This window comes from Streptomyces aurantiogriseus (assembly GCF_014649375.1).
Taxonomy (GTDB): Bacteria; Actinomycetota; Actinomycetes; order Streptomycetales; family Streptomycetaceae; genus Streptomyces; species Streptomyces aurantiogriseus.
Window position 1 is genome coordinate 625753 of sequence record NZ_BMSX01000003.1, and the last position, 23940, is coordinate 649692.

Consider the following 23940-nt stretch of genomic DNA (forward strand, 5'->3'; position numbering starts at 1 on the left):
GGGCACATGGAGACGACGAGTCGGGCAGTCGAACAGACGCCGGCCGCGGAGGGTGGACAACAGGCCCCCTCCGCCCGGCGCACGGTCGACGGCTACCTGGAAGCACCCTTCCCCTGGTACGGCCTCGACGAGGCCTTCACGGGACCGCGCTGGCTGATGCAGGTCGGCACGGCGGCCGACGGGGCCGTGGAGCACGGTTCGATCGGGCACGGTGACGAGCCCTCCGTACGGCACGAGACGGCCGGTGAGGACCGCGGGAAGTTCGCGGTCGTCGTGACTGTCGCCGCCAACCCCGTACGGCGCAGCGCGGACGGCACGGGGCTGCTGGAGGCCACGTCCGTGTCCTCCGCGGCCTGGCTGGCGGGCGTGGGGCTGCTGTCCTTCACCTGGCCCGGCCAGATGGACCACAGCCTGCGCGACGACTGGCTGGAGCAGCAGACCGAGACGGCCTGGGTCCTGGCCGACGACCTCTCCGGCCCGGACTGGTCCACCCTCTCCCTCCCGGTCGACGGCGTACCCACCCCCTTCCACTACCGCGAGTCCGAATTCGGCTGGGTCCTGGCCGGTTCGACGAAGGAAGGGGTGCACGTGGGGGCGTACGGGAGAGGCATGAGCGCATACGGGCTCGGCTTCGCCATGGTCAAGGACATCTCGGAGTACGCGTAGTCACCGCCACGACAACGGGGGCGCCGTCCCTGCCGGACGGCGCCCCCGTTGTCGTACACGGTTGTCGTACGCGTATCAGAACTTGTTCTTCGGGGTGATCCCCAGGGACAGTCCCGAAAGACCCCGCTGCCGTCCCCCCAGCTTCCCCGCGATCGCGCGCAGCGCGGAGCCCGCCGGGGAGTCCGGGTCGGTCAGGACGACCGGCTTGCCCTCGTCGCCGCCCTCGCGGAGGCGGACGTCGATGGGGATGTTGCCGAGGACGGGGACGGAGGTGCCCGTCGTGCGGGTCAGGCCGTCCGCCACCGCTTGGCCGCCGCCCGTGCCGAAGACGTCGACCATCTCGCCGCAGTGCGGGCAGGGCAGGCCGGACATGTTCTCGACGACGCCGACGATCTTCTGGTGCGTCTGGACGGCGATGGAGCCCGCCCGCTCGGCGACCTCGGCGGCGGCCTGCTGAGGCGTCGTCACGACGAGGATCTCGGCGTTCGGGACCAGCTGGGCCACGGAGATGGCGATGTCGCCCGTGCCCGGAGGCAGATCGAGCAGCAGCACGTCCAGGTCGCCCCAGTACACGTCCGCCAGGAACTGCTGGAGGGCGCGGTGGAGCATCGGGCCGCGCCAGACGACCGGGGTGTTGCCCGGGGTGAACATGCCGATCGAGATGACCTTCACGCCGTTCGCGGACGGCGGCATGATCATGTTCTCGACCTGGGTCGGAGTGCCGTCCGCGCCCAGCATGCGCGGCACGCTGTGGCCGTAGATGTCGGCGTCGACGACGCCCACCTTCAGGCCGTCTGCCGCCATCGAGGCCGCCAGGTTCACCGTCACCGAGGACTTGCCGACGCCGCCCTTGCCGGACGCGACCGCGTACACGCGGGTCAGCGACCCCGGCTTGGCGAAGGGGACCTCACGCTCGGTCTGGCCGCCGCGCAGCGCGGACGCCAGCTCCTTGCGCTGCTCGTCGCTCATCACGTCGAGCGTGACGTCGACGCGGGTGACACCCTCGACCCGGGAGACCGCCTCGGTGACGCGCTGCGTGATCGTGTCGCGCATCGGGCAGCCGGAGACCGTCAGGTACACGGTGACCGCGACCGCTCCGTCCGCCCCGATGTCCACCGACTTGACCATCCCGAGCTCGGTGATGGGACGGTTGATCTCGGGGTCGTTCACCGTCGCCAGTGCTTCGCGCACCGCGTCTTCCGTAGCCATAGAGACGATGGTACGGCGCCGTACCGGGGCGTAGGAAAGCCCGTCAGCGGTCGTCTGCGTCACGTCCCCGTGACCGTTCTGCCGGGAATACGGCGTGGCCGCGGTGACCGTCCTGCCGGTCCTCCAGCTCCTTCACCATGTCCTGCAGTTCGGAGCGTATCCAGTCGCGGGTGGCGACCTCGCCGAGTCCGATGCGCAGGGCGGCGATCTCACGGGTGAGGTACTCGGTGTCCGCGATGGACCGCTCGTTCTGCTTGCGGTCCTGCTCCAGGTTGACCCGGTCGCGGTCGTCCTGCCGGTTCTGCGCGAGCAGGATCAGCGGGGCCGCGTAGGAGGCCTGGAGGGACAGCGCGAACGTCAGGAAGATGAACGGGTACTCGTCGAACCGCAGGTCGCGGGGTACGGAGACGTTCCACAGCATCCACACGATGATCACGACCGTCATCCAGACGAGGAACCGCCCGGTCCCGATGAAGCGGGCGATGCGCTCCGACAGCCGTCCGAAGGCCTCCGGGTCGTACTCGGGCAGGATCCGGCGCCGGGGCGGGCGCGGCTGGTCCAGGCGGGCCCGGGGCCGGCCGGTGGCCGTGGCGCCGGCCGGGGTGCGCTCGGTGCGCACGCTCTCGCGCTCAGGAGCCATCGGGCACACCTCCCTCCTCCAGGTGGAACTCCGTCTCCCGCCAGTCCTCGGGCAGCATGTGGTCCAGGACGTCGTCCACGGTGACCGCGCCCAGCAGCGACCCCGCCTCGTCGACGACGGGCGCCGCGACCATGTCGTACGTCGCGAAGAACCCGGCGACCACGGGCAGCGCCGCGTCCGGCTCCAGCGGTTGCAGATCGTCGTCGAGGATCGAGCTGACCAGGGTGTACGGGGGGTCGCGCAGCAGGCGCTGGAAGTGGACCGTGCCGAGGTACTTGCCCGTGGGGGTCTCGTCGGGCGGGCGGCAGACGTAGACCTGGGCGGCGAGGGCGGGGGACAGGTCGCGGTTGCGGACCCGGGCGAGGGCGTCGGCGACGGTGGCGTCGGGCCGCAGGACGATCGGCTCGGTCGTCATCAGACCGCCGGCCGTGTGCTCCTCGTACGACATCAGGCGCCGCATGTCGGCCGCGTCGTCGGGCTGCATCAGGCTCAGCAGCCGTTCCTTGTCGGCTTCCGGGAGTTCGGCGAGCAGGTCGGCCGCGTCGTCGGGGTCCATGGCCTCGAGGACGTCCGCGGCGCGCTCCTCCTTCAGTTTGCCGAGGATCTCGATCTGGTCGTCCTCCGGGAGTTCCTCCAGGACGTCGGCGAGGCGGTCGTCGTCGAGGGCGGCGGCTACCTCCGCGCGGCGCTTGGGGGAGAGGTGGTGCAGGACGTTGGCGAGGTCGGCCGGGCGCAGCTGTTCGAAGGTGGCGAGCAGATTCTCCGCGCCCTGCCCGTGCTCCTCCAGGGAGAAGCCCGTGACGGCCGACCACTCCACGGTCAGCTTCTCGCCCCTGCTGCGGCGGAAGGCTCCCGCCTTCCTCCCCTTCTGCACGAAGACCCGGTCGATCTCCCAGTCCCGGCGGGCCAGCAGATGATGCACCGACAGGTCGAGGACGGTGACCTCCTCGCCGGTCTCGACGAGCGTGACGCGCCGGTCGAGCAGCTCGCCGAAGACGAGACGCTCGGTGGGCCGCTGTTCGAAGCGGCGGACGTTGAGCACACCGGTGGTGATGACCTGGCCGGACTCGATGCTGGTGACCCGGGTCATGGGCAGGAAGATGCGGCGGCGCGTGGACAGTTCGACGACCAGCCCGAGCAGCCTCGGCGGCTTGCGCCCGACGCGCAGCATCACGACCAGGTCGCGGACGCGCCCCACCTGGTCACCGGCGGGGTCGAACACCGCGACGCCGGAGAGGTGCGAGACGAAGATCCGGGGGACGCCCGCGGCCATGGCCGCACCTCCTTCTCGTACGCGCACGTACGGGGTGGTTCCTGCAGTGGTGGGTGGGGTGTTGCCTGTGAGGCTCTTTTCCCGATTGCCCGCTCCTGCGGGCTTCAGGCTAGCCCGTCCCGATCGGGTACGCCCTGGTGAGCGGTCCGGACGGACTGGCTCCGCTCGCGCCCGGCGACCCCGGTACGCTGCGGTACGCCGCTCAGGACACCCCCGCAGAAAGGCAGCCTTCTCTGTGACTGCGATTCCCCAGGGCCGTACCCACCGCCGGGCCGCGCTGGCGGGCGCGATGTGCGCACTGGTCGTGACGGGCATGGGCGTGACGGGGTGCAGCGAGGATCCGGACGCGGGCACGAACGGGGTCGGCAAGCTGTCCGCCGAGAAGATCCAGGCGAAGACGAAGGCGGCCGCCGGCGCGGTCGACACGGTACGGCTGTCGGGGACCGTGGTCGCCGGCGGGAAGTCGTACAAGCTCGACATGCGCCTGAAGCCGGACGGCGGCACCGGGTCGGTCACCGCGCAGGGGGCCAGCTTCCACCTGCTGCGGGTCGGTGAGGAGCTGTACCTGAAGGCGGACGCGGCGTTCTGGAAGAACGAGGACGGCAAGGCCGGTTCCGACGACTCGGACACGGCGGCCGCGGACAAGCTCGACGGCAAGTACGTGAAGGTGCCGGCCGGCGACCCCTCGTACAAGAAGTTCAGTGGCTTCACGGACAAGGACCTCCTTCTCGGCGATCTGCTGACGCTGCACGGCTCGCTGGGCAAGGACGGGCACCACGAGCAGGCCGGGGTGCGCACGATCCGCATCACCGGCGACGGGGGCTCCGGCGGCACGCTGGACGTCTCCCTCGAGGGCAAGCCGTACCCGCTGCGCCTGGTGCGTGCCGGCGGCGCCGGCACGCTGACCTTCTCGGCCTGGGGCAAGGACTTCGCCCTGGAGGAGCCGGCCAAGGGCGAGACGGTGGACTACGGCAAGGAGCTGCCTACGTCGTAGCGGCGGGAACGGGTGGCTGTCCGCCGCGGCTGCTCCTGCTCGCGCCGGCAGCGGCTACGCCTGCTTGCGTTTGCGCTTCTTCAGCAGCAGTCGCGGAAGCCCCGCGGGGATCGGTTCACGGGTGGTGGCCGGCGACGGCACGGGCGCCGCCGCCAGGTCGCCGTCGGGCAGCGGCAGCGTGCCACCCGTCGGCTCGAGGCGGACGACCCTGCACTCGGCTGCCCACCGCGCCGTCATGGCCTCGCCGTCCGGCGCGTTCAGCCGCTTGCCCTTGAGCTCGGCGACGGCCGCGTCCCACGCTTCGGTGCCGGGGGCGAGCTGCACGACCCGGGCGGTCCAGGAGACCAGCCGGCCTCCCTTGTCCTTGCTGCGGACGGTCACCTCGGCCGACGCGCCGTCGGCCAGGCCCGGCAGCGGCTGCTCGCCCGGCCCGTCGCCGACCAGGCAGGCGGCGCCCTCGTGCCACACGTGCCACAGCGCCCGCGCGGCCGGGACACCGGCGGCCTTGACCCAGATGAGGCCGGACTTCTTGGTGGCCTCCTCGACGAGGGCCTGGTCGAGCAGCTCGCGTGTCATGGCTCCAGCCTATCCAGGCGCCTTCAGAGCCAGCCGTTGCGCTTGAGCGTGCGGTGGATGCCCACGCAGAGGGCCACCGTGACCGACATGATCACGGGGTAGCCGTACTTCCAGTGCAGCTCCGGCATGTGGTCGAAGTTCATGCCGTAGACACCGCACACCATGGTCGGTACGGCGATGATGGCCGCCCAGGACGTGATCTTCCGCATGTCCTCGTTCTGCGCGACGGACGCCTGCGCGAGGTTGGCCTGGAGGATCGAGTTGAGCAGCTCGTCGAAGCCGACGACCTGCTCCTGGACGCGGGCGAGGTGGTCGGCGACGTCCCGGAAGTACTTCTGGATGTCGGGGTCGACCAGCCGCATGGGCCGTTCGCTCAGCAGCTGCATCGGGCGCAGCAGCGGCGACACCGCGCGCTTGAACTCCAGGACCTCACGCTTGAGTTGGTAGATCCGGCCGGCGTCCGTGCCGCGTGGGCTGCCCTTGCGGCCCGGCGAGAAGACCTCGGTCTCCACCTCGTCGATGTCGTCCTGCACGGCGTCCGCGACCGCGATGTAGCCGTCGACGACGTGGTCGGCGATGGCGTGCAGCACGGCCGAGGGGCCCTTGGCGAGCAGCTCGGGGTCGTCCTGCAGACGGTGGCGCAGCGCGCGCAGCGAGCCCTGGCCGCCGTGCCGGACGGTGATGAAGAAGTCCTTGCCGGTGAAGCACATGACCTCGCCGGTCTCGACGACCTCGCTGTTGGCGTCGAGCTGGTCGTGCTCCACGTAGTGGATGGTCTTGAAGACCGTGAAGAGGGAGTCGTCGTAGCGCTCCAGCTTGGGCCGCTGGTGGGCCTGCACCGCGTCCTCCACGGCCAGCGGGTGCAGCCCGAACTCGCTGGCGATACCGGCGAATTCGGACTCGGTCGGCTCGTGCAGCCCGATCCACACGAAGCCCCCGTCGCGCCGCACCTGGCGCATCGCCTCGTGCGGGGTGAGCGGCACCGCGCTCGGGACGCGGGCACCGTCGCGGTAGACGGCGCAGTCGACGATGGCCGAGGGCGTGGCGGGGTCGCGGGTGGTGTCGTACGCGCCGCCGTGGTCCTTGCGCAGGGAGGGACGGGACGGGCGGACCACGGCACGCAGGTCGCGGATCATCGACATGGCAGGCTCCTTCGCGACAGGCAACGAAAGGCGCCGGCGACGGATGGAACTACCCGGAATGGGGACGTCCTGAGTGCGGATGTTTGGCACGTCCACAAAGCGGGGAGCACCGCACCGTCGCGGTGGCGGGTTTCGCTACTGATTCAGCTACTGCTTCAGATCGGACGGATCGGCCCGATCGGATCAGGCGGATCGGATCAGGCTGATCGAAGAGATCAGGCGGATCCGGTAAAACGAAACGAAGTGCTCTTCCGTGTGAAGACGCGAGCGCGAGAGGCGGCGGTCAGCCGGAGCCACAGAGCTACATCAGCGGCGGGAAGAGCGAGTGGTACTGCACGGTCGACTTCGATCCATGACAGCCCCACCTCCTCCTGCCGGTCCCCCGTAAGGGAATCCCTTGGGCGTCGGGGCTTGATCGCGACGCTTCTGCGTGCTGCCCCGAAGCACCGGGCAAGAGTATCAGCCGACTGAAGTGTCAAGGCGCTGCTTTGCCCGGTACTGACGAGTTCTATGCTCGCGACATGGCTGATGTTCTCCCTTTGGTCGAGGCCCGGTTGCGCACCGCGCTGGGTGAGCCGGATGCCCGCGCCGCGGTCACCTTCCTCGGTACGGACCGCGTCGAGGTACTGCGTTTTCGCGAGGGTGACGTCATCCGCTACGCCACGCTCGGCATGTCCGCGCAGCCGATGAGCGACCCCACCGCGATGCTCGCCGACCCGGTCAAGGGCCCGCGCGCCGAGCTGGTCCTGTCCGTGCGCGGCGGCCTCGCCGACACCGACAAGGTGCTGCGCCCGCTGGCCGTCCTCGCCGCGTCTCCGCAGGTCGAGGGTGTGATCGTGGCGCCCGGCGCCTCCCTCGACGTCGGTGAACCGCTGTGGCCCGGCGCGCCGTTCACCTCGGTGCTGGTCGCCGAGCCGGGCGGTCTGGTCGAGGACCTGGAGCTTGACGAGCCCCTCGACCCGGTCCGCTTCCTGCCGCTGCTTCCGATGACTCCGAACGAGGCCGCCTGGAAGCGTGTGCACGGCGCCCAGGCCCTCCAGGAGCGCTGGCTGACGAACGGGACGGACCTCAGGGATCCGTCCCGGAAATCCGTCCCGCTGGACTGACGTCGCGTGAGGAAGGTCACCAATCGGTGGCCGAAAAGCATCAGTTGGCGAAGACGGGCCTGTGCCCGGCCGGGGTGTTCAGTCCCTGGGTCGTGGGCGGCGGGACCAGGTCGGCGGTCCGCTGCCCATGAAGGCGATCGGTAAATTAGTCCGCCTAATTAATGCATGCCACACCTACTTGTCGGCTTCCGCCCGGACGGGTGATCGTCCTTGACGTGGACGGGATGGGGTAGGACCGTGGGGCCCTATGAGGGGCGAACCCAGTTGCCCGAAGTGTGGTGGCCGGGTCAGGGCTCCCGGACTCTTCGCCGATTCCTGGCAGTGCGATGTGCACGGGACGGTGCATCCGCTGCAGCCCGTGATCCCGCCCAGCGTCGAGGCCCTCAGTGTCGTCGTGCACCGCACGCAGGTGCCGGTGTGGATGCCGTGGCCGCTGCCGGTCGGCTGGCTGTTCACGGGTGTGGCGTACGCCGGTGACGACCGCAGCGGTGGCCGTGCCACCGCCGTGGCGTGCTCCGGACCGGGTCCGCTCGGTGGTGTGGGCGAGCTGATCCTGGTGGCCGAGGAGCTCGGTGTCGGCCTCGGCGCGCGGTACGCCGGGATGGACGGCCCGGACCCCGGCCCGTACATGAACGTCGAGAAGCCGCCCCAGGCCAAGGTCCTGGCCGCCGGTCGTCCGACCCCGCTCTGGCATGTCTCCGGCGTCCCGGACGACCGCGCCGTCTTCGCCGGTGAGGCACGGGGGCTGTGGCTGTGGGCGGTGGTGTGGCCCGAGCCGGCCGGTCTGCTGATGTACGACGAACTGGTGCTCACGGATCTGCGGGACGCGGGCGCGGAGGTGGAGCTGGTGCCGTGCGGGGCACTGTCGCCGCGCTTGATCAAGCCGTAGCGCTCCGCCGGCTCGGGCCGGGGGATGCGGGGTGCCTCGGGGCGGTGGGTGTCCGCGGGCAGTCGTGAGTCGATCGCGCCCACGCGGCGGAGTCGCGTGATGTGGCGGACCCGCTCCCCTTCGGGGGTTTGATTGCAAGGCCGACTGTAGGGGGCGCTCAGGCGGTGCGGGTGTGACAGGGGAGTCCGGAAATCCGGTTATCCTTGAGCGTCCGCTTCCGTCCCGTCGCCCTCTGGAGCCCGCCGTGCGCATCGATCTGCACTGCCACTCCACGGCCTCCGACGGTACGGACACCCCGGCCGAGCTGGTCCGTCACGCGGCCGAGGCAGGGCTGGACGTCGTCGCGCTCACCGACCACGACACCACCCGCGGCCACGCCGAGGCGATCGCCGCGCTGCCACGGGGGCTCACCCTCGTCACCGGCGCCGAGCTGTCCTGCCGTATCGACGGCATCAGCATGCACATGCTGGCCTATCTCTTCGACCCCGAGGAGCCCGCGCTGCTCGCCGAGCGCGAGCTGGTGCGCGACGACCGGGTGCCGCGGGCCAAGGGCATGATCGCCAAGCTCAACGACCTGGGCGTGCCGGTCACCTGGGAGCAGGTCGCGCGGATCGCCGGTGACGGGTCCGTCGGCCGGCCGCACGTCGCGACCGCGCTGGTGGAGCTGGGCGTCGTCCCGACCGTGAGCGACGCGTTCACGCAGGACTGGCTGGCCGACGGCGGCCGGGCCTACGTCGAGAAGCACGAGACCGACCCCTTCGAGGCGATCCGCCTGGTCAAGGCCGCGGGCGGGGTCACCGTCTTCGCGCACCCGGCTGCGAGCAAGCGGGGGCGTACGGTGCCGGAGTCCGCGATCGCCGAACTGGCGGCCGCCGGCCTCGACGGCATCGAGGTCGACCACATGGACCACGACGCGGACACCCGCGTGCGGCTGCGGGGGCTCGCCAAGGAGCTGGGGCTGCTGGTGACGGGGTCCAGCGACTACCACGGCAGCCGGAAGACGTGTGTGCTCGGCGAGTACACGACCGACCCCGAGGTGTACGGAGAGATCACCCGGCGGGCCACCGGGGCCTTCCCGGTGCCGGGGACCGGCGGGGCCTGAGCCTCACCTCCGCACTTCCCGTTCACCCTCTTCCCGCAAGGCCTCTGCACTGATGTTCGACGTTGCCGTCTTCGGCTCCCTGTTCCTCACCCTTTTTGTCATCATGGATCCCCCGGGGATCACCCCGATCTTCCTCGCGCTGACCGCCGGACGCCCCGGCAAGGTGCAGAAGCGGATGGCGTTCCAGGCCGTCTGCGTGGCCGGCGGTGTGATCACCGTCTTCGGGCTGCTCGGGCACCAGATCCTCAACTACCTGCATGTGTCCGTGCCCGCGCTGATGATCGCGGGCGGGCTGCTGCTCCTGCTGATCGCGCTCGACCTGCTCACCGGCAAGACCGACGAGCCGAAGCAGACCAAGGACGTCAACGTCGCCCTGGTCCCGCTGGGTATGCCGCTGCTGGCCGGTCCGGGAGCGATCGTGTCCGTCATCCTGGCCGTGCAGAAGGCCGACAGTGCCGCCATGCAGGTGTCGGTGTGGACGGCGATCCTCGCCATCCATGTCGTCCTGTGGCTCGTCATGCGCTACTCGCTGCTGATCATCCGGGTCATCAAGGACGGCGGGGTCGTCCTGGTGACCCGGCTCGCGGGCATGATGCTCTCCGCGATCGCCGTGCAGCAGATCATCAACGGGGTCACGCAGGTGATCCAGGGGAGCTGAGCCCCTGCCAGCGAACGCGCGGAGCCCCGTACGGCCATCCGGGTGATGTCGTACGGGGCTCCGAAGTGTGTGTAAGGACCCGTGGGTTACGAGGCCGTGGTGTCGGCCGGACGGATCCACAACCGCTGCCCGATGGCGGCGGCCTGCTGAACGATCCGGTTGACGGAGGCGGCGTCCACGACGGTGCTGTCCACGGGCGTGCCGTCGACGTCGTCGAGTCGCATGATTTCGAAGCGCATGGCTTCTCCCTTCGTCTGGTCATCCTCCTGAAGGAGAACTACTGGTGAGTGGCCCACGGGACGACGGTGCCCCCTGTTCCGTTCGTACTCAACGCGGTGCTTGTTACAAACATTCCCTACGCTAAGGAAATTTTTCGAACATCTAATTACTGACAGGTAAGCGGGTTTCTCGGGACCGAACGGGACCGGTTGTGTTCGCAGCGTGACCGCCGGAACAATGGAAGCGATGAACGACGACCTCGCGGCCCTCGCCGCCCGCATCGACCGCACGAACGAGCTGCTGACGCGCATGCTCGCCGAGGTGGCCAAGACGCCCTCGACCCATGCGATCTTCGTCGACGCGGGGTACCTGTACGCGGCCGCGGGGCGGCTGATCGCCGGGACCGAGGACCGCCGGGCCTTCGACCTGGACGCGGAGGGCCTGATCGAGGCGCTCATCGACCGGGCCCGCACGGTCTTCGCGGACAGCCGGCTGCTGCGCGTCTACTGGTACGACGGCGCCCGGCGCCGCATCCACACCGCCGAGCAGCAGTCCATCGCCGAACTCCCGGACGTGAAGGTCCGGTTGGGCAATCTCAACGCCAACAACCAGCAGAAGGGCGTCGATTCCCTGATCCGCAGCGACCTGGAGTCCCTCGCCCGGCACCGCGCCATCAGCGACGCGGCGTTGCTGGGGGGTGACGAGGACCTGGTATCGGCCGTGGAGGCCGCTCAGGGCTACGGCGCCCGCGTCCACCTCTGGGGCATCGAGGCCCCCGAGGGCCGCAACCAGGCCGAGCCACTGCTGTGGGAGGTCGACAGCCAGCGCACCCTCGACCTCGACTTCTTCAAGCCGTACGTCTCACGGCGCACCGCCCCCGCCTACGAGGCGGCCGGCGCCACCCGGCCCACCCGCGAGGACGTCCGCTTCGTCGGCGCGCAGATCGCGGCGAAGTGGCTGGCAGCGCGGGGCAGGGAGTCCCTGGTGGAGCTGCTGCCCGGCCACCCGTACCTGCCCGGCTCCGTCGACCAGGACCTGCTGGTGGAGGCGGAGGGGATCCTGCAGTACTCCCTGCGCGGACAGGCTGACCTGAGACGCGCGCTGCGGGACGGGTTCTGGGAACACCTGCAGGCGCAGTACTAGGTCTCTGTCCAGGTCGTCTCTGTCCTAGGCCTGGGGGTTCTTGTCCCAGAAGTCGGCCAGGGCGTGAGCCGTCGGCAGGGGTCGGTCCAGGTTGGGGGAGTGCTCGGCGCCGGGGACGACGGTCCGGTGCGCGCCGAGTCGTACGGCCATGTCGTCCAGGACGGTCACCGGCCAGGTGTCGTCGCGGGCGCCCGACAGGACGTGGAACGGCAGTGGGACGGCGGCGAGTTCGGCGACCCGGTTCGGCTCGACGAGCAACTGGCGGCCGGTGGCGAGGAGTTGCGCCGGTTTGTGGTTCACCCAGCGCAGGCGCAGCATGGGCAGCTCGCCGAAGCCGCGAGCGGGGCCGCCGACCTCCTCCGGGGGGCCCATCGCCATGATGGCCTCCCACACCTCGGGCATCGTCATCACCGCGAGCGCGTCGTGCAGCAGCTTCACACGCTGCTGCTGGGAGACGGAGATCTGGGCCGGACCCGAGGCGACCAGGGTGAACGAGACGAAGGGGGAATGGTCCAGGAGGACCGCGGCCCGGGCGATCTGACCGCCCAGGGAGTGCCCGACGAGATGCACGGGCGTGTCGAAGGCGGCCGCCTGCGCGAGCACGTCCTGCGCCAACTCCTCCTGCGCGTACGGGGATTCGTCGTCGGCGGGCCCGTCCGACTCGTTCTGCCCGCGCCCGTCCACGGCGATGGTCCGGTACCCGCGCACCGCGAGGGGCTGGTGCAGGAGGTGGAAGTCCTCCTTGCTCCCGGTGAATCCGGGCAGCAGCAGCGCGACGCCCCGCGGTTCGACACCGGCGGCCACGGGCGAGTCGACGACGGCGAACGTGCCGCGCGCGGTCCGCAGGGGGTAGGCGCGGGCGCCGGGGGGCGGCGTGAAGTTGATCGGCGTGGTCACGGGGTGAGGCTACCGGGAGGGCGCGGGAGAGACGCAGAGGCGGCTCCCCGAACGCCGACGGCCCGGCCCCTCCGAGGGAGGGACCGGGCCGTGGGGCCGTAGGGCTGTCCTGCCGGGCGATCCGGGCGACCCGGGCGACCCGTTCCGATCCGGGAGTCCCGGGTGTCGATCCGGGAGTCCCGGGTGACCCGGACGATCAGCCGTCCGCGGGCTCCGCGGCGGCCGTCGCCTTGCGCGTACGCCGGACCTTCGGCTTCGCCTCGACCGCGTCGGCCGTCGCTTCCGCCGCGGCTGCGGTCTTGCGGGTGCGGCGGGGCTTGACGTCGGGTTCCTGCGTGGCCTGGGCCGGGATGTCGGCAGTGGTGGCTGCCGCCGGCTGGGTGGCCTTGCGGGTGCGGCGGGGCTTGGCTTCCGTGGCCTCGACGGTGTCGACGGCGGCTTCGGCCGGGGCCGTCGCCTTGCGCGTACGACGCGGCTTGACCTCGGTGGCGTCCGACGCCGTCTCCGGAGCCTCGACGGTCGCGGCGGCCGTCTTCCGGGTGCGGCGCGGCTTGGCTTCCGCGGCCTCGACGGTGTCGACAGCGGCTGCGGCCGGGGCCGCGGCCTTGCGCGTACGACGCGGCTTGGCTTCCGTGCCTTCCGCCGCGGCTGCGGTCTTGCGGGTGCGGCGGGGCTTGACGTCGGGTTCCTGCGTGGCCTGGGCCGGGATGTCGGCAGTGGTGGCTGCCGCCGGCTGGGTGGCCTTGCGGGTGCGGCGCGGCTTGGTCTCCGTGCCCTCGACGGTGTCGACGGCTGCCTCGGCGGTGGCCGCGGTCTTGCGGGTGCGGCGCGGCTTGGCTTCCGTGGCCTCGACGGTGTCGACGGCGGCTTCGGCCGGGGCCGTCGCCTTGCGCGTACGACGCGGCTTGACCTCGGTGGCGTCCGACGCCGTCTCCGGAGCCTCGACGGTCGCGGCAGCCGTCTTCCGGGTGCGGCGCGGCTTGGCTTCCGTGCCCTCGACCGTGTCGACCGTGGCTGCGGCCGGGGCCGTGGCCTTGCGCGTGCGACGCGGCTTGGCCTCGGCGGCCTCCGTCACGGTCTCCGCGGCCTCGACCGTGTCGGCCACGGTTTCCGCGGGGGCCGTGGCCTTGCGGGTCCGGCGGCGCGGCTTGGCTTCCGCGGTCTCCGCGGTGTCGACGGCGGCCTCGGCGGCGGGGGTCTCCGCAGCCGTCTCGGCGGGGGCCGTGGCCTTGCGCGTGCGACGCGGCTTGGCCTCGGCGGCCTCCGTCACGGTCTCCGCGGCCTCGACCGTGTCGGCCACGGTTTCCGCGGGGGCCGTGGCCTTGCGGGTCCGGCGGCGCGGCTTGGCTTCCGCGGTCTCGGCCGTGTCGACGGCGGCCTCGGCGGCCGGAGTCTCCGCAGCCGTCTCCGCCGGGGCGTCCGCGCCGCGGCGGGTCCGGCGGCGGCGCGGCTTCGTCGGGGTCTCCGGAGTGTCGACGGCCGGGCCCTCCGCCGTCGTCACGGCCGCTTCAGCGGCCTCGGGGGCGGTGGGCTCGACGGCCGTCGCGGGGGCGGCGGCGACCGCCTCCTGCGCGGCCCCGCCCCGCGTACGGCGCCGACGGCGCAGTGTGCGGGACGAAGCCGACTCCTCCGTCGCGGGCGCCGTGGCCTCGGTCGCCGGCGTGGCGTCGAGCGGCGACCCGCCCCGCGTACGACGGCGGCTGCGCGGCGTACGGGCGGGGCGCTCGCGGTCGGCGGAGCGGGACTCGTCCCGGCCGCCCCGGCGGTCACCGCGACCGCGTGCACCGCGGCCGCCCGGCTCGCCCAGGTCCTCCAGCTCCTCCGCGTCGAGCCCGGCGCGCGTGCGCTCCGAGCGCGGCAGGACGCCCTTCGTGCCGGCGGGGATGCCGAGGTCCTCGAAGAGGTGCGGGGAGGTGGAGTACGTCTCCGGCGGGTCGGCGAAGTCCAGCTCCAGCGCCTTGTTGATCAGCTGCCAGCGCGGGATGTCATCCCAGTCGACGAGCGTGATCGCCGTACCCTTCGCGCCCGCGCGGCCCGTACGGCCGACACGGTGCAGGTACGTCTTCTCGTCCTCGGGGGACTGGTAGTTGACGACGTGGGTCACGCCCTCGACGTCGATGCCGCGGGCGGCGACGTCGGTGCAGACGAGGACGTCGACCTTGCCGTTGCGGAAGGCGCGCAGCGCCTGTTCGCGGGCGCCCTGCCCGAGGTCGCCGTGGACCGCGCCGGAGGCGAAGCCGCGGCGCTGGAGCTGCTCGGCGATGTCGGCGGCCGTGCGCTTGGTACGGCAGAAGATCATCGCCAGTCCGCGGCCGTCGGCCTGCAGGATGCGGGCGACCATCTCCGGCTTGTCCATGGAGTGCGCGCGGTAGACGAACTGCTTGATGTTCGCGACGGTCGCGCCCTCGTCGTCCGGCGCGGTGGCACGGATGTGGGTGGGCTGCGACATGTAGCGGCGCGCGAGGCCGATGACCGCGCCCGGCATGGTCGCCGAGAACAGCATGGTCTGGCGCTTCGCCGGCAGCATGTCGATGATCTTCTCGACGTCGGGCAGGAAGCCCAGGTCGAGCATCTCGTCGGCCTCGTCGAGGACCAGGCACTTGACGTGCTTCAGGTTCAGCTTCTTCTGGCCCGCGAGGTCCAGCAGGCGGCCCGGGGTGCCGACGACCACGTCGACGCCCTTCTTCAGGGCCTCGACCTGGGGCTCGTAGGCCCGACCGCCGTAGATCGCGGTGACGCGCACGTTGCGCACCTTGCCCGCAGTGAGCAGGTCGTTGGTGACCTGCGTGCACAGCTCGCGCGTGGGGACGACGACGAGCGCCTGCGGGGCGTCGGTGAGGTCCTCGGGCTTGGCGCGGCCGGCCTCGACGTCGACGGGGACGGTGACGCGCTCGAGGAGCGGAAGGCCGAAGCCGAGCGTCTTGCCGGTGCCGGTCTTGGCCTGGCCGATGACGTCCGTGCCCGACAGGGCCACGGGGAGCGTCATCTCCTGGATGGGGAAGGGGGTGATGATGCCGACGGCCTCCAGGGCCTCGGCGGTCTCGGGAAGGATCCCGAGCTCTCGGAACGTCGTAGTCAGGGTGCTGCCTCTTCTGTGTGCGCGGTGCGAGGCGAGCGCGGGGGTCGTGTCGGACCGTGCCGGGGACGTCGGCCGCCTCTCACGGGCAAGCCGTCAGGACACGGGACCTCATCCGACGCTCTAGCCTTCGAACCGCTGAGGTGTCCCTCCGATCCCCGTACGCACAGTGCCGTACGGTCAGGGAGGGCTGTCGGGTCGGAGCCGATCGGGCCACCGACCGGGCATCCTCATACGTGCGGCCCGTCGAGTACTCGGCAGGCGCATTACCACCATACCCCGGAATCGCGCACACGCGATGGCCGATTCGGTCACGTTGTGGTTGTCACACCGACGCGCCCGGTCCGTCGCGTCGTCGTGGCCACACAGATTGACCAGGGACTTCCGTCGCGCGGCGAGCGGGCTATTGTGCGCTTCATGACGACCTCTGACACGCCTGAGAACGCCACCGCCGGGATCGCCTCGCAGGACTGGGCGCATGCCTCCGCCGATCCCCAGTACCGTGCCGCGGTCGTGGATCTGCTCGGCGCTCTGGCGTACGGCGAGCTGGCGGCGTTCGAACGGCTCGCCGAGGACGCCAAGCTGGCGCCCTCGCTGGAGGACAAGGCGGAGCTGGCGAAGATGGCGTCGGCCGAGTTCCACCACTTCGAGCGGCTGCGCGACCGGCTCACGGAGATCGGTGAGGAACCGACGCACGCGATGGAGCCGTTCGTCGCCGCGCTCGACGGCTTCCACAAGCAGACGGCCCCCTCGGACTGGCTGGAGGGCCTCGTCAAGGCGTACGTCGGCGACTCGATCGCCAGCGACTTCTACCGCGAGGTCGCGGTGCGCCTGGACTCCGACACCCGCGCCCTGGTGCTGGCCGTGCTCGACGACACCGGTCACGCCGGCTTCGCCGTGGACCGGGTGCGCTCGGCCATCGACGCCGACCCGCGTGTGGGCGGACGCCTCGCGTTGTGGGCACGACGGCTGATGGGCGAGGCCCTCTCGCAGTCCCAGCGGGTGGTCGCGGACCGCGACGCGCTGTCCACGATGCTCGTCGGCGGGGTCGCGGACGGTTTCGACCTCGCCGAGGTCGGCAAGATGTTCTCCCGTATCACCGAGGCCCACACCAAGCGGATGGCTGCGCTGGGCTTGGCGGCCTAGGCGTATTGACCCGCAGCGTTGTTCACACGGCTGATCGGGTCGCCGGAAGCAACGGTGCCTCATCCATCGGCGCAGGAGAGCGGGGGCGAGGGGGGTGCCCCCGCGCGAGGTCGTCCGGGCGTGGGGGAGCGTTCAGCCGGGGGAACCGGGCCCTCGTAGGACGCCAAAGCGGAGGAAGACGTACCAGGACCTGCGTCCGCGGCATGATCCGCTGGGCGGGCCCTGAGGGCGCTATCGGCGCCGGCCGCTACGCCGGCGCTGATCGTCGCCGGAGGCGGCCCGCGGGGCGCAGCAGCAAGGAGAGCGACGCGGCGGAGATGATCGCCGCGCCCAGGAGGCTCAGCAGTGCGGAGCCGGGGCCCAGCGCGCTGTGGGTGACGAAGTCACCGAACAGGGCTCCGGCAAGGCCTGTCGCGAACACCAGGGTGGGTGCGGGCAGTCGGTGGGACAGGCGATGGACCGCCGCCCACGCGAGCACGAGACCGAGCACAGCGGAGCCGAGCGCTTCCAAGATCATGCGGGTCCCTCCCAGACGGCGGGCTGTGCACCAAGGTCGTAGCCCGTCATACCCGTGACCTGCGGAAGGCAATCCTCCCGCGTGGGGGAGTTGTGCGCCGTCTGTGGAGAAATCCCGGCGGGAACCGGGGCCGGAAACGGCGGTCGGGGGAACCGCGGCGGGCAAGCCACGGCGGGGAGCCGGGGAGATCGCAGCGGGAAAACCACGGCGGGAAAGGAGAGGGGCCCGGCAGCCTGTCCGGCCGCCGGGCCCCTCTCGCGTGCGTGCACCTACAGCGCGCCGAAGCCCACCTTGCGCGGGGCCGGCTCGCCCAGCTCGACGTAGGCCAGGCGGTCGGCCGGGACCAGGACCTTGCGGCCGTGCTGGTCCTCGAGGCTGAGCAGCTGCGACTTCCCGGCCAGTGCCTCGGCCACTACCCGCTCGACCTCCTCGGGGCTCTGACCGCTCTCCAGAACGATCTCGCGGGGCGCGTGCTGCACGCCGATCTTGACCTCCACGGCTATGTCCCTCCGACGGTCATGGGTGCGCGGGCGTCCGCGCCGTACGCTGCACACATTAGCCCGGTGAGGGGACGGACACGGCGCGGCCGTCCACGCCAGGAGCGAACAGCGGACGGGAACAAACGGCCGAGGCGGGTGCGGCGCTCAGTGCTGCTCGGTGCCGTGCAGCGGGAATCCGGCGATGCCTCGCCAGGCCAGGGAGGCCAGCAGCTGCACCGCCTCGTCGCGCGGGACGCTGCGGTCGCTGTGCAGCCAGGAACGGGCCACCACCTGGGCGAGGCCGCCGAGGCCGGAGGCCAGCAGCATCGACTCCGCGCGCGAGAGGCCCGTGTCCTCGGCGATCACGTCACAGATCGCCTCGGCGCACTCGTTGGTGACCTTGTCGACGCGCTCGCGCACCGCGGGCTCGTTCGTCAGGTCCGACTCGAAGACCAGGCGGAAGGCGCCGCCGTCGTCCTCGACGTAGGCGAAGTAGGCGTCCATCGTCGCGCGGACGCGCTGCTTGTTGTCGGTCGTCGACGCCAGCGCGCCCCGCACCGCCTGGATGAGGGACTCGCAGTGCTGGTCCAGCAGGGCGAGGTAGAGGTCGAGCTTGCCCGGGAAGTGCTGGTAGAGCACCGGCTTGCTGACGCCGGCCCGCTCGGCGATGTCGTCCATCGCGGCCGCGTGGTAGCCCTGTGCGACGAAGACTTCCTGGGCGGCGCCCAGCAGCTGGTTCCGTCGGGCACGGCGCGGCAGGCGCGTGCCTCGCGGGCGCGCTGCCTCAGTTTGCTCGATGGCTGTCACGCCGCCTCCCAAAGTCGTCCTCTTGCGGTGTGCCGCCGCGCCGCCATCGTACTTTTCGGTAACCGTGCTGTGCGCGGTGAGAGCGCAGAATTTCACGGACCGGACGATGACAAAAGCGGTGCGGAAGGTTTCAAACCGGGGCGTTGTGGGCATAATGCGGCCCCGCTCCAGCTCAGCGCACGATGCCGGCCGTCAGCGGTAGTCGTCCTCGTCGAGCGAGACGACGCGGGCCTGTTCGACAAGGTCGGCCTCGTTCGCCCGGGCGGGGTCGACGCCCTCCAGGGGGTCGTCGTGCTCCGGTGTGACGTCCGCGTGCTGTTCGGCGGCATCGTTCTCCGGGGCCTCGACGTCGAACTCCGCGGCGCCGCTGTCGTCCTCGTCCGCGAACGTCTCGGGATCGGTGGGGTCGATGGCCATGGTGGGCTCCCTTCCTACGAACGTCCCTGGGATGCAGGGGCCACACGCGGGTGCCCTCTGTACGAGCCTAGGAGACACCCTTTGCGGACGCTATGCGATGTGCCCAGGAATCGCGCCCCTATCTGTACGACGCATGGTCCGCCGTCTGTGACGGCGAACACACGGGCCGGGGCGTGATCGTCTCGTAACATTGCGGGCATGTCTTCGACCGAGTTGCCGTCCGTGCCGCCCACCAGTGTGCTGCCGAAGGCGGCTTCCGTCCGGGTCGCCGAGGGCGAGCGACTCCGATCGGTCGGACTGCCGGGCGTCAGCCTGACGATCCGCTCCAGGCCACCCGCGCGCGCGGGACTCGAACCCGCGCTGTACGTGCACGGGCTCGGCGGTTCCTCACAGAACTGGTCCGCGATGATGGCGCTGCTCGACGGGGTCGTCGAGAGTGAGGCCGTCGATCTGCCCGGCTTCGGCGACTCCCCGCCGCCGGACGACGGCAACTACTCCATCACGGCACACGCGCGTGCCGTGATCCGCTACCTCGACGCGCAGGAACGCGGACCCGTCCACCTCTTCGGCAACTCCCTCGGCGGCGCCGTGTCCACGCGCGTCGCCGCGGTCCGGCCCGACCTCGTCCGCACGCTCACGCTCGTCTCGCCCGCCCTGCCGGAGCTGCGCGTCCAGCGCACCGCGGTGCCCACGGGCCTGCTCGGCATGCCCGGCGTGGCCGCGCTCTTCAGCCGGTTCACCCGTGAGTGGACGGCCGAACACCGGGTCCGCGGGGTCATGGCCCTGTGCTACGGCGACCCCGGGCGGGTCACGCCGGAGGCGTTCCGTCACGCGGTGGAGGAAATGGAGCGACGGCTGCAGCTGCCGTACTTCTGGGACGCGATGACGCGGTCCGCGCGCGGGCTCGTCAACGCGTACACGCTGGGCGGCCAGCACGGACTGTGGCGCCAGGCCGAGCGCGTCCTCGCCCCGACGCTCCTCATCTACGGCGGCCGTGACCAGCTCGTCGGCTTCCGCATGGCCCAGAAGGCCGCGCGCAGCTTCCGTGACTGCCGTCTGCTCACGCTGCCCAACGCGGGGCACGTGGCGATGATGGAGTATCCGGAGACGGTCGCCACGGCGTTCAAGGAGCTGCTGGCGGAGACAAGTTCGGCGGCGGAGCCGGGAACCGGCGCGGTCTCCGGCGCGTTGTCCGAGCGGACCGGCCGGTCCGCGGGTGCGGGGAGCTGAGGGGGGTCGTGGGACGCCACAGTCGACGGGGATCAGCGCCCAAGGGCGCATCGAAGGGCAGTTCCGGGAACGCCTCCCAGGGGGACGCGCGGGGTGGTCGTGTCCAGGGCGCGGGCCGGCCTGCGGGCGGTACGCCGGTTCGTGGGGTGCCCCGGCTTCCCGACGGGACCCCTGCGCATGGCTTCCCCCGGCTTCCCGACGGCACTCCTGCCCACGGCGCGCCCAGGTTGCCCGACGGAACTCCCGCTCACGGCTTCCCGCAGGTCCGTGGCGGTCATCCCGAGCAGCGTGAAAGCGGGGGCGGGTGGGGGGAGTTGAGGGGGCGGACGCAGAGCGGTGCCGGACCCCTGATTCCCCGTCAGAGGCCGGCGGGTACCGGGGGTCCACGCAAGGAGTACCTCGACGCCTTCGCCGAGGAGGACGACGTGTTCGCACGCCGTCGGCCCGCGTCCGTCGCCGCGTCCGCGGACAATGCCTACGACCCGTACGCCTCCGTCACCGACTGGGACCCGGCCCCGCGGGGGGCCGCCCCGGCCGACGTCGACGACGACGCACCGCCCACCGGCGAACCCGTGGCCGCCAAGGGCGCCAAAGGGCGGACGTTCACCGGGATCGCGGCCGCCGCCGTCACCACCGTGCTGGCCGTGGTGGTGGCCGGGCAGGTCACCGACACACGGGACGGGGACGTCCAGTCGCAGTCCACGACGGACCAAGCCGCCCGCGACGCCCGCGACTCCGCCACGCGCGGGGACGACCGGCCGAGCCCGTCGCCGTCCGCCGACGTGGCGCCGCTGACGTACGAGCAGAAGATGGGCGCGAAATACGCGCTCAGTGCCACGCTCAAAGGGCCGGGGAAGTTCGACGCGGTGCCCGGCATCGACAAGGCGCCCGGCAAGGGGCAGAAGTACACCTACCGGGTGGACGTGGAACAGGGGCTGGGGCTCGACGCCGAACTCTTCGCGCAGGCCGTGCAGAAGACGCTGAACGACGACCGCAGTTGGGCCCACAGCGGCGCGCGGACCTTCGAGCGGATCTACTCGGGGAAGCCCGACTTCGTCATCACGCTCGCCAGCCCCGGCACCACCGCCGACTGGTGCGCGAAATCCGGTCTGGATACCACCGTGGACAACGTTTCCTGTAACTCGGACGCCACCGAGCGCGTGATGATCAACGCGTACCGGTGGGCGCAGGGGTCGAAGACCTACGGTGACAAGATGTACGCCTACCGGCAGATGCTCATCAACCACGAGGTCGGCCACCGGCTCGGCTACCCGCATGTGACCTGCGACAAGAACGGTGACCTCGCCCCGGTCATGCAGCAGCAGACGAAGTTCCTGGAGTATGACGGGATCCGCTGTCTGCCCAACCCCTGGCCGTATCCCAAGAGCTGACAAGTGGCTCAACTGTCGCCGACGCCCGCCCTCAGGCGCGTGCGTCGCGAGCTCTCTCATCTCCTCTCCTGCGCAAACCGGTCGTTCCGGGGCGCGGGATGCCGACGACCGACGTCGGGGCGGGCGGCCGCCGGATGACGTCCGTGACGTAACGTTTCGCGATCGAGTGATCTCTTAGCGCGACGGAACGCGACCCGCACAGGAAAGTTACGACCGTTCACCCCTTTTGGTGGCGCTGCGGACAACCGTCCGTCGCGCCACCGTCCTGTCCGCATACCGTCTTCCCGCTGCGAGCCGCCGGGTCAACGGTGGCTCCCCAAACGGGAGATCGGGGGTGCACACGTGCGCATCGGACTGCTTACGGAGGGTGGCTATCCGTATGTGAGCGGTGACGCCGGACTCTGGTGCGACCGGCTCGTGCACAGGCTGGGGCAGCACGAGTTCGACCTCTACGCGCTCAGCCGCAGCGAGCACCAGGAGGCCGCGGGCCGGGTCGCACTGCCGCCGCAGGTCCGCCAGGTGCGGACAGCGCCCCTGTGGAAGGCCGAGAGCGACGGGGTCGCGTTCGGGCGGCGCGCGCGCCGGCGCTTCGCCGAGTGCTACGGCGAGTTGGTGGCCGTCCTGTGCGAGGGGGCCTCCGGCGACGCCTCGGAGGAGCGTTCCGCTGCTCAGGCGGACCGTTTCGGCAACGCGCTGTACGGGCTCGCGGAACTCGCGCGTGGCGAGGGCGGACTGGTGGGGGCGCTCCGCTCGGAAGGCGCCGTGCGCGCCCTGGAGCGCGCCTGTGGTGCGCCCGGCGCACTGCGTACGGCGCGTGAGGCGCGCGTCCCCGACCTGCTCGCCGTGACCGCGCATCTGGAACGGCTTCTGCGCCCCCTCTCGCTCGACTGGTACGAGGAGGGTGGGGACGGCGGGGCCGATGCACTGGGCTCGGTCGACCTGTGTCATGCGGCGTCGGGGGGTGCGGCCGCCCTGCCGGGGCTGCTGGCGCGGCACTTCTTCGGGGTGCCCTTGGTGGTGACGGAGTACGGGGTGCGGTTGCGGACGCACTATTTGAGCTCCGGGGCCGGGGCGGCTCCCTCGGCTTCGTCGTCGTCCTCCTCGTCCGCTTCCTCGATCTCGGAACCGGCCCCCGCCGTACGGGCGTTGCTCGCCGCGTTCCACGGGCGGCTCGCCGCCGAGGTGTACCGGCGAGCCGCGTGCGTCACGCCCGGGAACGCGCACGCCCGCCGCTGGCAGGAGCGGTGCGGCGCCGACCGCGCCAAACTGCGCACCGTCTACCCGGGCATGGACGCCTCCCGCTTCGCCGAGGTCGGCGACTCCCCGGACACCGCCGACCCGCGCACGCTGGTCTGGGCCGGCCGGGTGGAACCCGCGAAGGACCTGGTGTCCCTGCTGCACGCCTTCGCGGAGGTCCGCAAGGAGGAGCCCGGCACCCGACTCCGGATCATCGGCGCGCCGGCCGGGCCCGAGGGGCAGGCGTACCTCGGCCACTGCCGGGTGCTGGCCGCGCAGCTCTTCCCGGATGAGGCGGACGGGCCGCACGCCGTCGGCGACAACCCGGTCTCCTTCGAGGAGATCGGCGGCCCGGAGGTGCCCGGCCCCGCGGAGGCGTACGCGGCCGGTGCCGTCGTCGTCCTGTCCAGCGTCGTCGAGGGCTTCCCCGTCGGCCTGGTCGAGGCGATGCTCTGCGGGCGCGCGACCGTGTCCACGGACGTTGGCGCGGTGGTCGAGGTCATCGGCGGTACGGGGCTGGTCGTCCCACCGCGCAACCCGCGGGCACTCGCGGAGGCGTGCGTGGCGCTGTTGCGCGACCCCGAGCGCCGTGCGCGCCTGGGCGCGGCCGCCCGCGCACGCGCCCTCGAACTGTTCACGGTCGAGCAGAACGTCGCGGCATTTCACGGCATTTACCTGGAGGTCGTCTCCCGCAGCCCGGTCCGCCGGGTCGTCCTCGACGAAGCAGGCGAACCCCGGCCGTTCGCCGTCCCGGCGGAGGCGTGGCTCCCGGACCGCTGGACCGGCCTCGACAGGCGGGGCTGCGATGTGCGCGGGGCCGGCCGGGGGGAGGAGCCCGCGCCAGTGCGGGGGACGGGGGCAGTGTCCGGCGCATCGGCGGTGCCTGGGGCATCGATGGTGCCCGGCATCTCTCCGGTGCAGCCCGGCCCACGGGTCGCCGCCATGGAGGGGACGCGATGAGCGGCCTGGGTGAACTGGACCGGCCCGGGACGCCGGGGAGCTCCGGGGCCTGGGACGAGCGGTCGGAGGGGTGGCTCTCGGGGCAGGAAGGCGCGGCGGGGGAGAGCCGGGAGCGGGGTGTCGGTGACGTGTTTGCAGGTGGGGGCGGGGAGCGGGGTGTCGGTGAC

General features: G+C 71.6%; 23 protein-coding genes. 11 read left to right on the forward strand and 12 right to left on the reverse strand.

All coding sequences use genetic code 11. The features are described from left to right. Nucleotides 1–6 precede the first annotated feature (6 nt). Nucleotides 7–666: a hypothetical protein gene (locus tag IE263_RS09420; RefSeq protein ID WP_229910866.1), complete on the forward strand. Its 660-nt coding sequence runs from the start codon at nucleotides 7–9 to the stop codon at nucleotides 664–666. Nucleotides 667–741: 75 nt separating this feature from the next. Here IE263_RS09420 and IE263_RS09425 read toward each other — a convergent pair whose 3' ends face one another. Genes IE263_RS09425 through IE263_RS09435 form a run of 3 tightly spaced genes read right to left on the reverse strand, consistent with a single transcriptional unit; the run spans nucleotide 742 to nucleotide 3788 of the window. Next, complete coding sequence (locus tag IE263_RS09425) at nucleotides 742–1875, reverse strand: Mrp/NBP35 family ATP-binding protein (protein ID WP_189934237.1); 1134 nt, start codon at nucleotides 1873–1875, stop codon at nucleotides 742–744. 43 nt (nucleotides 1876–1918) lie between these two features. Continuing rightward, nucleotides 1919–2515 carry a DUF1003 domain-containing protein gene (locus IE263_RS09430; protein WP_189934239.1) on the reverse strand — a complete coding sequence of 199 codons (597 nt, stop codon included), beginning with the start codon at nucleotides 2513–2515 and terminating at the stop codon, nucleotides 1919–1921. Beyond that, nucleotides 2505–3788, reverse strand: a complete 1284-nt coding sequence (locus IE263_RS09435) for a magnesium transporter MgtE N-terminal domain-containing protein (RefSeq protein ID WP_189934241.1) — start codon at nucleotides 3786–3788, stop codon at nucleotides 2505–2507. The genes IE263_RS09430 and IE263_RS09435 overlap by 11 nt, the downstream gene beginning before the upstream one ends. 235 nt (nucleotides 3789–4023) lie before the next feature. Between IE263_RS09435 and IE263_RS09440 the strand changes: the two genes are divergently transcribed. Continuing rightward, nucleotides 4024–4782 carry a hypothetical protein gene (locus tag IE263_RS09440; protein WP_189934243.1) on the forward strand — a complete coding sequence of 253 codons (759 nt, stop codon included), beginning with the start codon at nucleotides 4024–4026 and terminating at the stop codon, nucleotides 4780–4782. Nucleotides 4783–4836: 54 nt separating this feature from the next. Here IE263_RS09440 and IE263_RS09445 read toward each other — a convergent pair whose 3' ends face one another. Together IE263_RS09445 and IE263_RS09450 are read right to left on the reverse strand one after the other, a co-directional pair. Continuing rightward, nucleotides 4837–5358 (reverse strand): hypothetical protein, encoded by a 522-nt coding sequence (locus tag IE263_RS09445; RefSeq protein WP_189934245.1) that lies wholly within the window; start codon nucleotides 5356–5358, stop codon nucleotides 4837–4839. A 23-nt stretch (nucleotides 5359–5381) separates the two neighbouring features. Continuing rightward, the gene (locus tag IE263_RS09450) at nucleotides 5382–6500 is read right to left on the reverse strand and encodes a magnesium and cobalt transport protein CorA (RefSeq protein ID WP_189934247.1); all 1119 of its coding nucleotides are present in this window, start codon (nucleotides 6498–6500) and stop codon (nucleotides 5382–5384) included. Nucleotides 6501–7021: 521 nt separating this feature from the next. Here IE263_RS09450 and IE263_RS09455 point away from each other — a divergent pair. The 4 genes from IE263_RS09455 to IE263_RS09470 all read left to right on the forward strand — a co-directional run bounded on the left by IE263_RS09455 (nucleotide 7022) and on the right by IE263_RS09470 (nucleotide 10255). Then, on the forward strand, nucleotides 7022–7606 hold the full coding sequence (locus IE263_RS09455; protein ID WP_189934249.1) for a suppressor of fused domain protein: 585 nt from the start codon (nucleotides 7022–7024) through the stop codon (nucleotides 7604–7606). A 247-nt stretch (nucleotides 7607–7853) separates the two neighbouring features. Beyond that, a complete protein-coding gene (locus IE263_RS09460) occupies nucleotides 7854–8495 on the forward strand; it encodes a DUF6758 family protein (protein ID WP_189934251.1) in 642 nt (213 codons plus the stop codon). A 244-nt stretch (nucleotides 8496–8739) separates the two neighbouring features. Then, entirely contained in the window at nucleotides 8740–9597 is an 858-nt protein-coding gene (locus IE263_RS09465) for a PHP domain-containing protein (protein WP_189934253.1), read from the forward strand. A 52-nt stretch (nucleotides 9598–9649) separates the two neighbouring features. Further along, on the forward strand, nucleotides 9650–10255 hold the full coding sequence (locus IE263_RS09470) for a MarC family protein (RefSeq protein ID WP_189934255.1): 606 nt from the start codon (nucleotides 9650–9652) through the stop codon (nucleotides 10253–10255). An 86-nt stretch (nucleotides 10256–10341) separates the two neighbouring features. On the opposite strand, the gene IE263_RS09475 is transcribed toward IE263_RS09470, so the two are convergent. Beyond that, a complete protein-coding gene (locus IE263_RS09475; protein WP_020136747.1) occupies nucleotides 10342–10494 on the reverse strand; it encodes a DUF8834 family protein in 153 nt (50 codons plus the stop codon). Between the two features lie 217 nt (nucleotides 10495–10711). On the opposite strand from IE263_RS09475, the gene IE263_RS09480 reads away from it, so the two are divergent. Continuing rightward, nucleotides 10712–11617, forward strand: coding sequence for an NYN domain-containing protein (locus tag IE263_RS09480; protein WP_189934376.1), 906 nt, complete (start codon nucleotides 10712–10714; stop codon nucleotides 11615–11617). A 24-nt stretch (nucleotides 11618–11641) separates the two neighbouring features. On the opposite strand, the gene IE263_RS09485 is transcribed toward IE263_RS09480, so the two are convergent. Further along, nucleotides 11642–12514: an alpha/beta fold hydrolase gene (locus IE263_RS09485; protein WP_189934257.1), complete on the reverse strand. Its 873-nt coding sequence runs from the start codon at nucleotides 12512–12514 to the stop codon at nucleotides 11642–11644. A 196-nt stretch (nucleotides 12515–12710) separates the two neighbouring features. Next, the gene (locus IE263_RS09490; protein ID WP_189934259.1) at nucleotides 12711–15500 is read right to left on the reverse strand and encodes a DEAD/DEAH box helicase; all 2790 of its coding nucleotides are present in this window, start codon (nucleotides 15498–15500) and stop codon (nucleotides 12711–12713) included. Between the two features lie 498 nt (nucleotides 15501–15998). Between IE263_RS09490 and IE263_RS09495 the strand changes: the two genes are divergently transcribed. Beyond that, complete coding sequence (locus IE263_RS09495; protein WP_189934378.1) at nucleotides 15999–16736, forward strand: ferritin-like fold-containing protein; 738 nt, start codon at nucleotides 15999–16001, stop codon at nucleotides 16734–16736. 247 nt (nucleotides 16737–16983) lie between these two features. Here the strand turns inward: IE263_RS09495 and IE263_RS09500 are convergent, their stop codons facing one another. The 4 genes from IE263_RS09500 to IE263_RS09515 form a co-directional block, all read right to left on the reverse strand. Further along, a complete protein-coding gene (locus IE263_RS09500; RefSeq protein ID WP_189934261.1) occupies nucleotides 16984–17253 on the reverse strand; it encodes a hypothetical protein in 270 nt (89 codons plus the stop codon). Nucleotides 17254–17522: 269 nt separating this feature from the next. Next, entirely contained in the window at nucleotides 17523–17750 is a 228-nt protein-coding gene (locus tag IE263_RS09505) for a DUF3107 domain-containing protein (RefSeq protein WP_189934263.1), read from the reverse strand. Between the two features lie 147 nt (nucleotides 17751–17897). Next, nucleotides 17898–18539: a TetR/AcrR family transcriptional regulator gene (locus IE263_RS09510; protein WP_189934265.1), complete on the reverse strand. Its 642-nt coding sequence runs from the start codon at nucleotides 18537–18539 to the stop codon at nucleotides 17898–17900. A gap of 192 nt (nucleotides 18540–18731) precedes the next feature. After that, nucleotides 18732–18956, reverse strand: a complete 225-nt coding sequence (locus tag IE263_RS09515; RefSeq protein WP_189934267.1) for an Rv3202a family protein — start codon at nucleotides 18954–18956, stop codon at nucleotides 18732–18734. A 198-nt stretch (nucleotides 18957–19154) separates the two neighbouring features. On the opposite strand from IE263_RS09515, the gene IE263_RS09520 reads away from it, so the two are divergent. The 3 genes from IE263_RS09520 to IE263_RS09530 all read left to right on the forward strand — a co-directional run bounded on the left by IE263_RS09520 (nucleotide 19155) and on the right by IE263_RS09530 (nucleotide 23773). Continuing rightward, nucleotides 19155–20186 (forward strand): alpha/beta fold hydrolase, encoded by a 1032-nt coding sequence (locus IE263_RS09520; RefSeq protein WP_189934269.1) that lies wholly within the window; start codon nucleotides 19155–19157, stop codon nucleotides 20184–20186. Between the two features lie 425 nt (nucleotides 20187–20611). Further along, on the forward strand, nucleotides 20612–21577 hold the full coding sequence (locus IE263_RS09525; protein WP_373311920.1) for a DUF3152 domain-containing protein: 966 nt from the start codon (nucleotides 20612–20614) through the stop codon (nucleotides 21575–21577). Between the two features lie 342 nt (nucleotides 21578–21919). Further along, nucleotides 21920–23773, forward strand: a complete 1854-nt coding sequence (locus IE263_RS09530) for a DUF3492 domain-containing protein (RefSeq protein ID WP_189934273.1) — start codon at nucleotides 21920–21922, stop codon at nucleotides 23771–23773. Nucleotides 23774–23940 lie beyond the last annotated feature (167 nt).

Coding starts and splice junctions, on each gene's coding strand:
- IE263_RS09480 (WP_189934376.1), top strand. CDS start 10,712: ATGGAAGCGATGAACGACGACCTCGCGGCCCTCGCCGCCCGCATCGAC.
- IE263_RS09435 (WP_189934241.1), bottom strand. CDS start 3,788: ATGGCCGCGGGCGTCCCCCGGATCTTCGTCTCGCACCTCTCCGGCGTC.
- IE263_RS09430 (WP_189934239.1), bottom strand. CDS start 2,515: ATGGCTCCTGAGCGCGAGAGCGTGCGCACCGAGCGCACCCCGGCCGGC.
- IE263_RS09450 (WP_189934247.1), bottom strand. CDS start 6,500: ATGTCGATGATCCGCGACCTGCGTGCCGTGGTCCGCCCGTCCCGTCCC.
- IE263_RS09460 (WP_189934251.1), top strand. CDS start 7,854: ATGAGGGGCGAACCCAGTTGCCCGAAGTGTGGTGGCCGGGTCAGGGCT.
- IE263_RS09425 (WP_189934237.1), bottom strand. CDS start 1,875: ATGGCTACGGAAGACGCGGTGCGCGAAGCACTGGCGACGGTGAACGAC.
- IE263_RS09520 (WP_189934269.1), top strand. CDS start 19,155: ATGTCTTCGACCGAGTTGCCGTCCGTGCCGCCCACCAGTGTGCTGCCG.
- IE263_RS09515 (WP_189934267.1), bottom strand. CDS start 18,956: ATGGCCATCGACCCCACCGATCCCGAGACGTTCGCGGACGAGGACGAC.
- IE263_RS09490 (WP_189934259.1), bottom strand. CDS start 15,500: ATGACGCTCCCCGTGGCCCTGTCGGGCACGGACGTCATCGGCCAGGCC.
- IE263_RS09470 (WP_189934255.1), top strand. CDS start 9,650: ATGTTCGACGTTGCCGTCTTCGGCTCCCTGTTCCTCACCCTTTTTGTC.
- IE263_RS09420 (WP_229910866.1), top strand. CDS start 7: ATGGAGACGACGAGTCGGGCAGTCGAACAGACGCCGGCCGCGGAGGGT.
- IE263_RS09475 (WP_020136747.1), bottom strand. CDS start 10,494: ATGCGCTTCGAAATCATGCGACTCGACGACGTCGACGGCACGCCCGTG.
- IE263_RS09455 (WP_189934249.1), top strand. CDS start 7,022: ATGGCTGATGTTCTCCCTTTGGTCGAGGCCCGGTTGCGCACCGCGCTG.
- IE263_RS09445 (WP_189934245.1), bottom strand. CDS start 5,358: ATGACACGCGAGCTGCTCGACCAGGCCCTCGTCGAGGAGGCCACCAAG.
- IE263_RS09500 (WP_189934261.1), bottom strand. CDS start 17,253: ATGATCTTGGAAGCGCTCGGCTCCGCTGTGCTCGGTCTCGTGCTCGCG.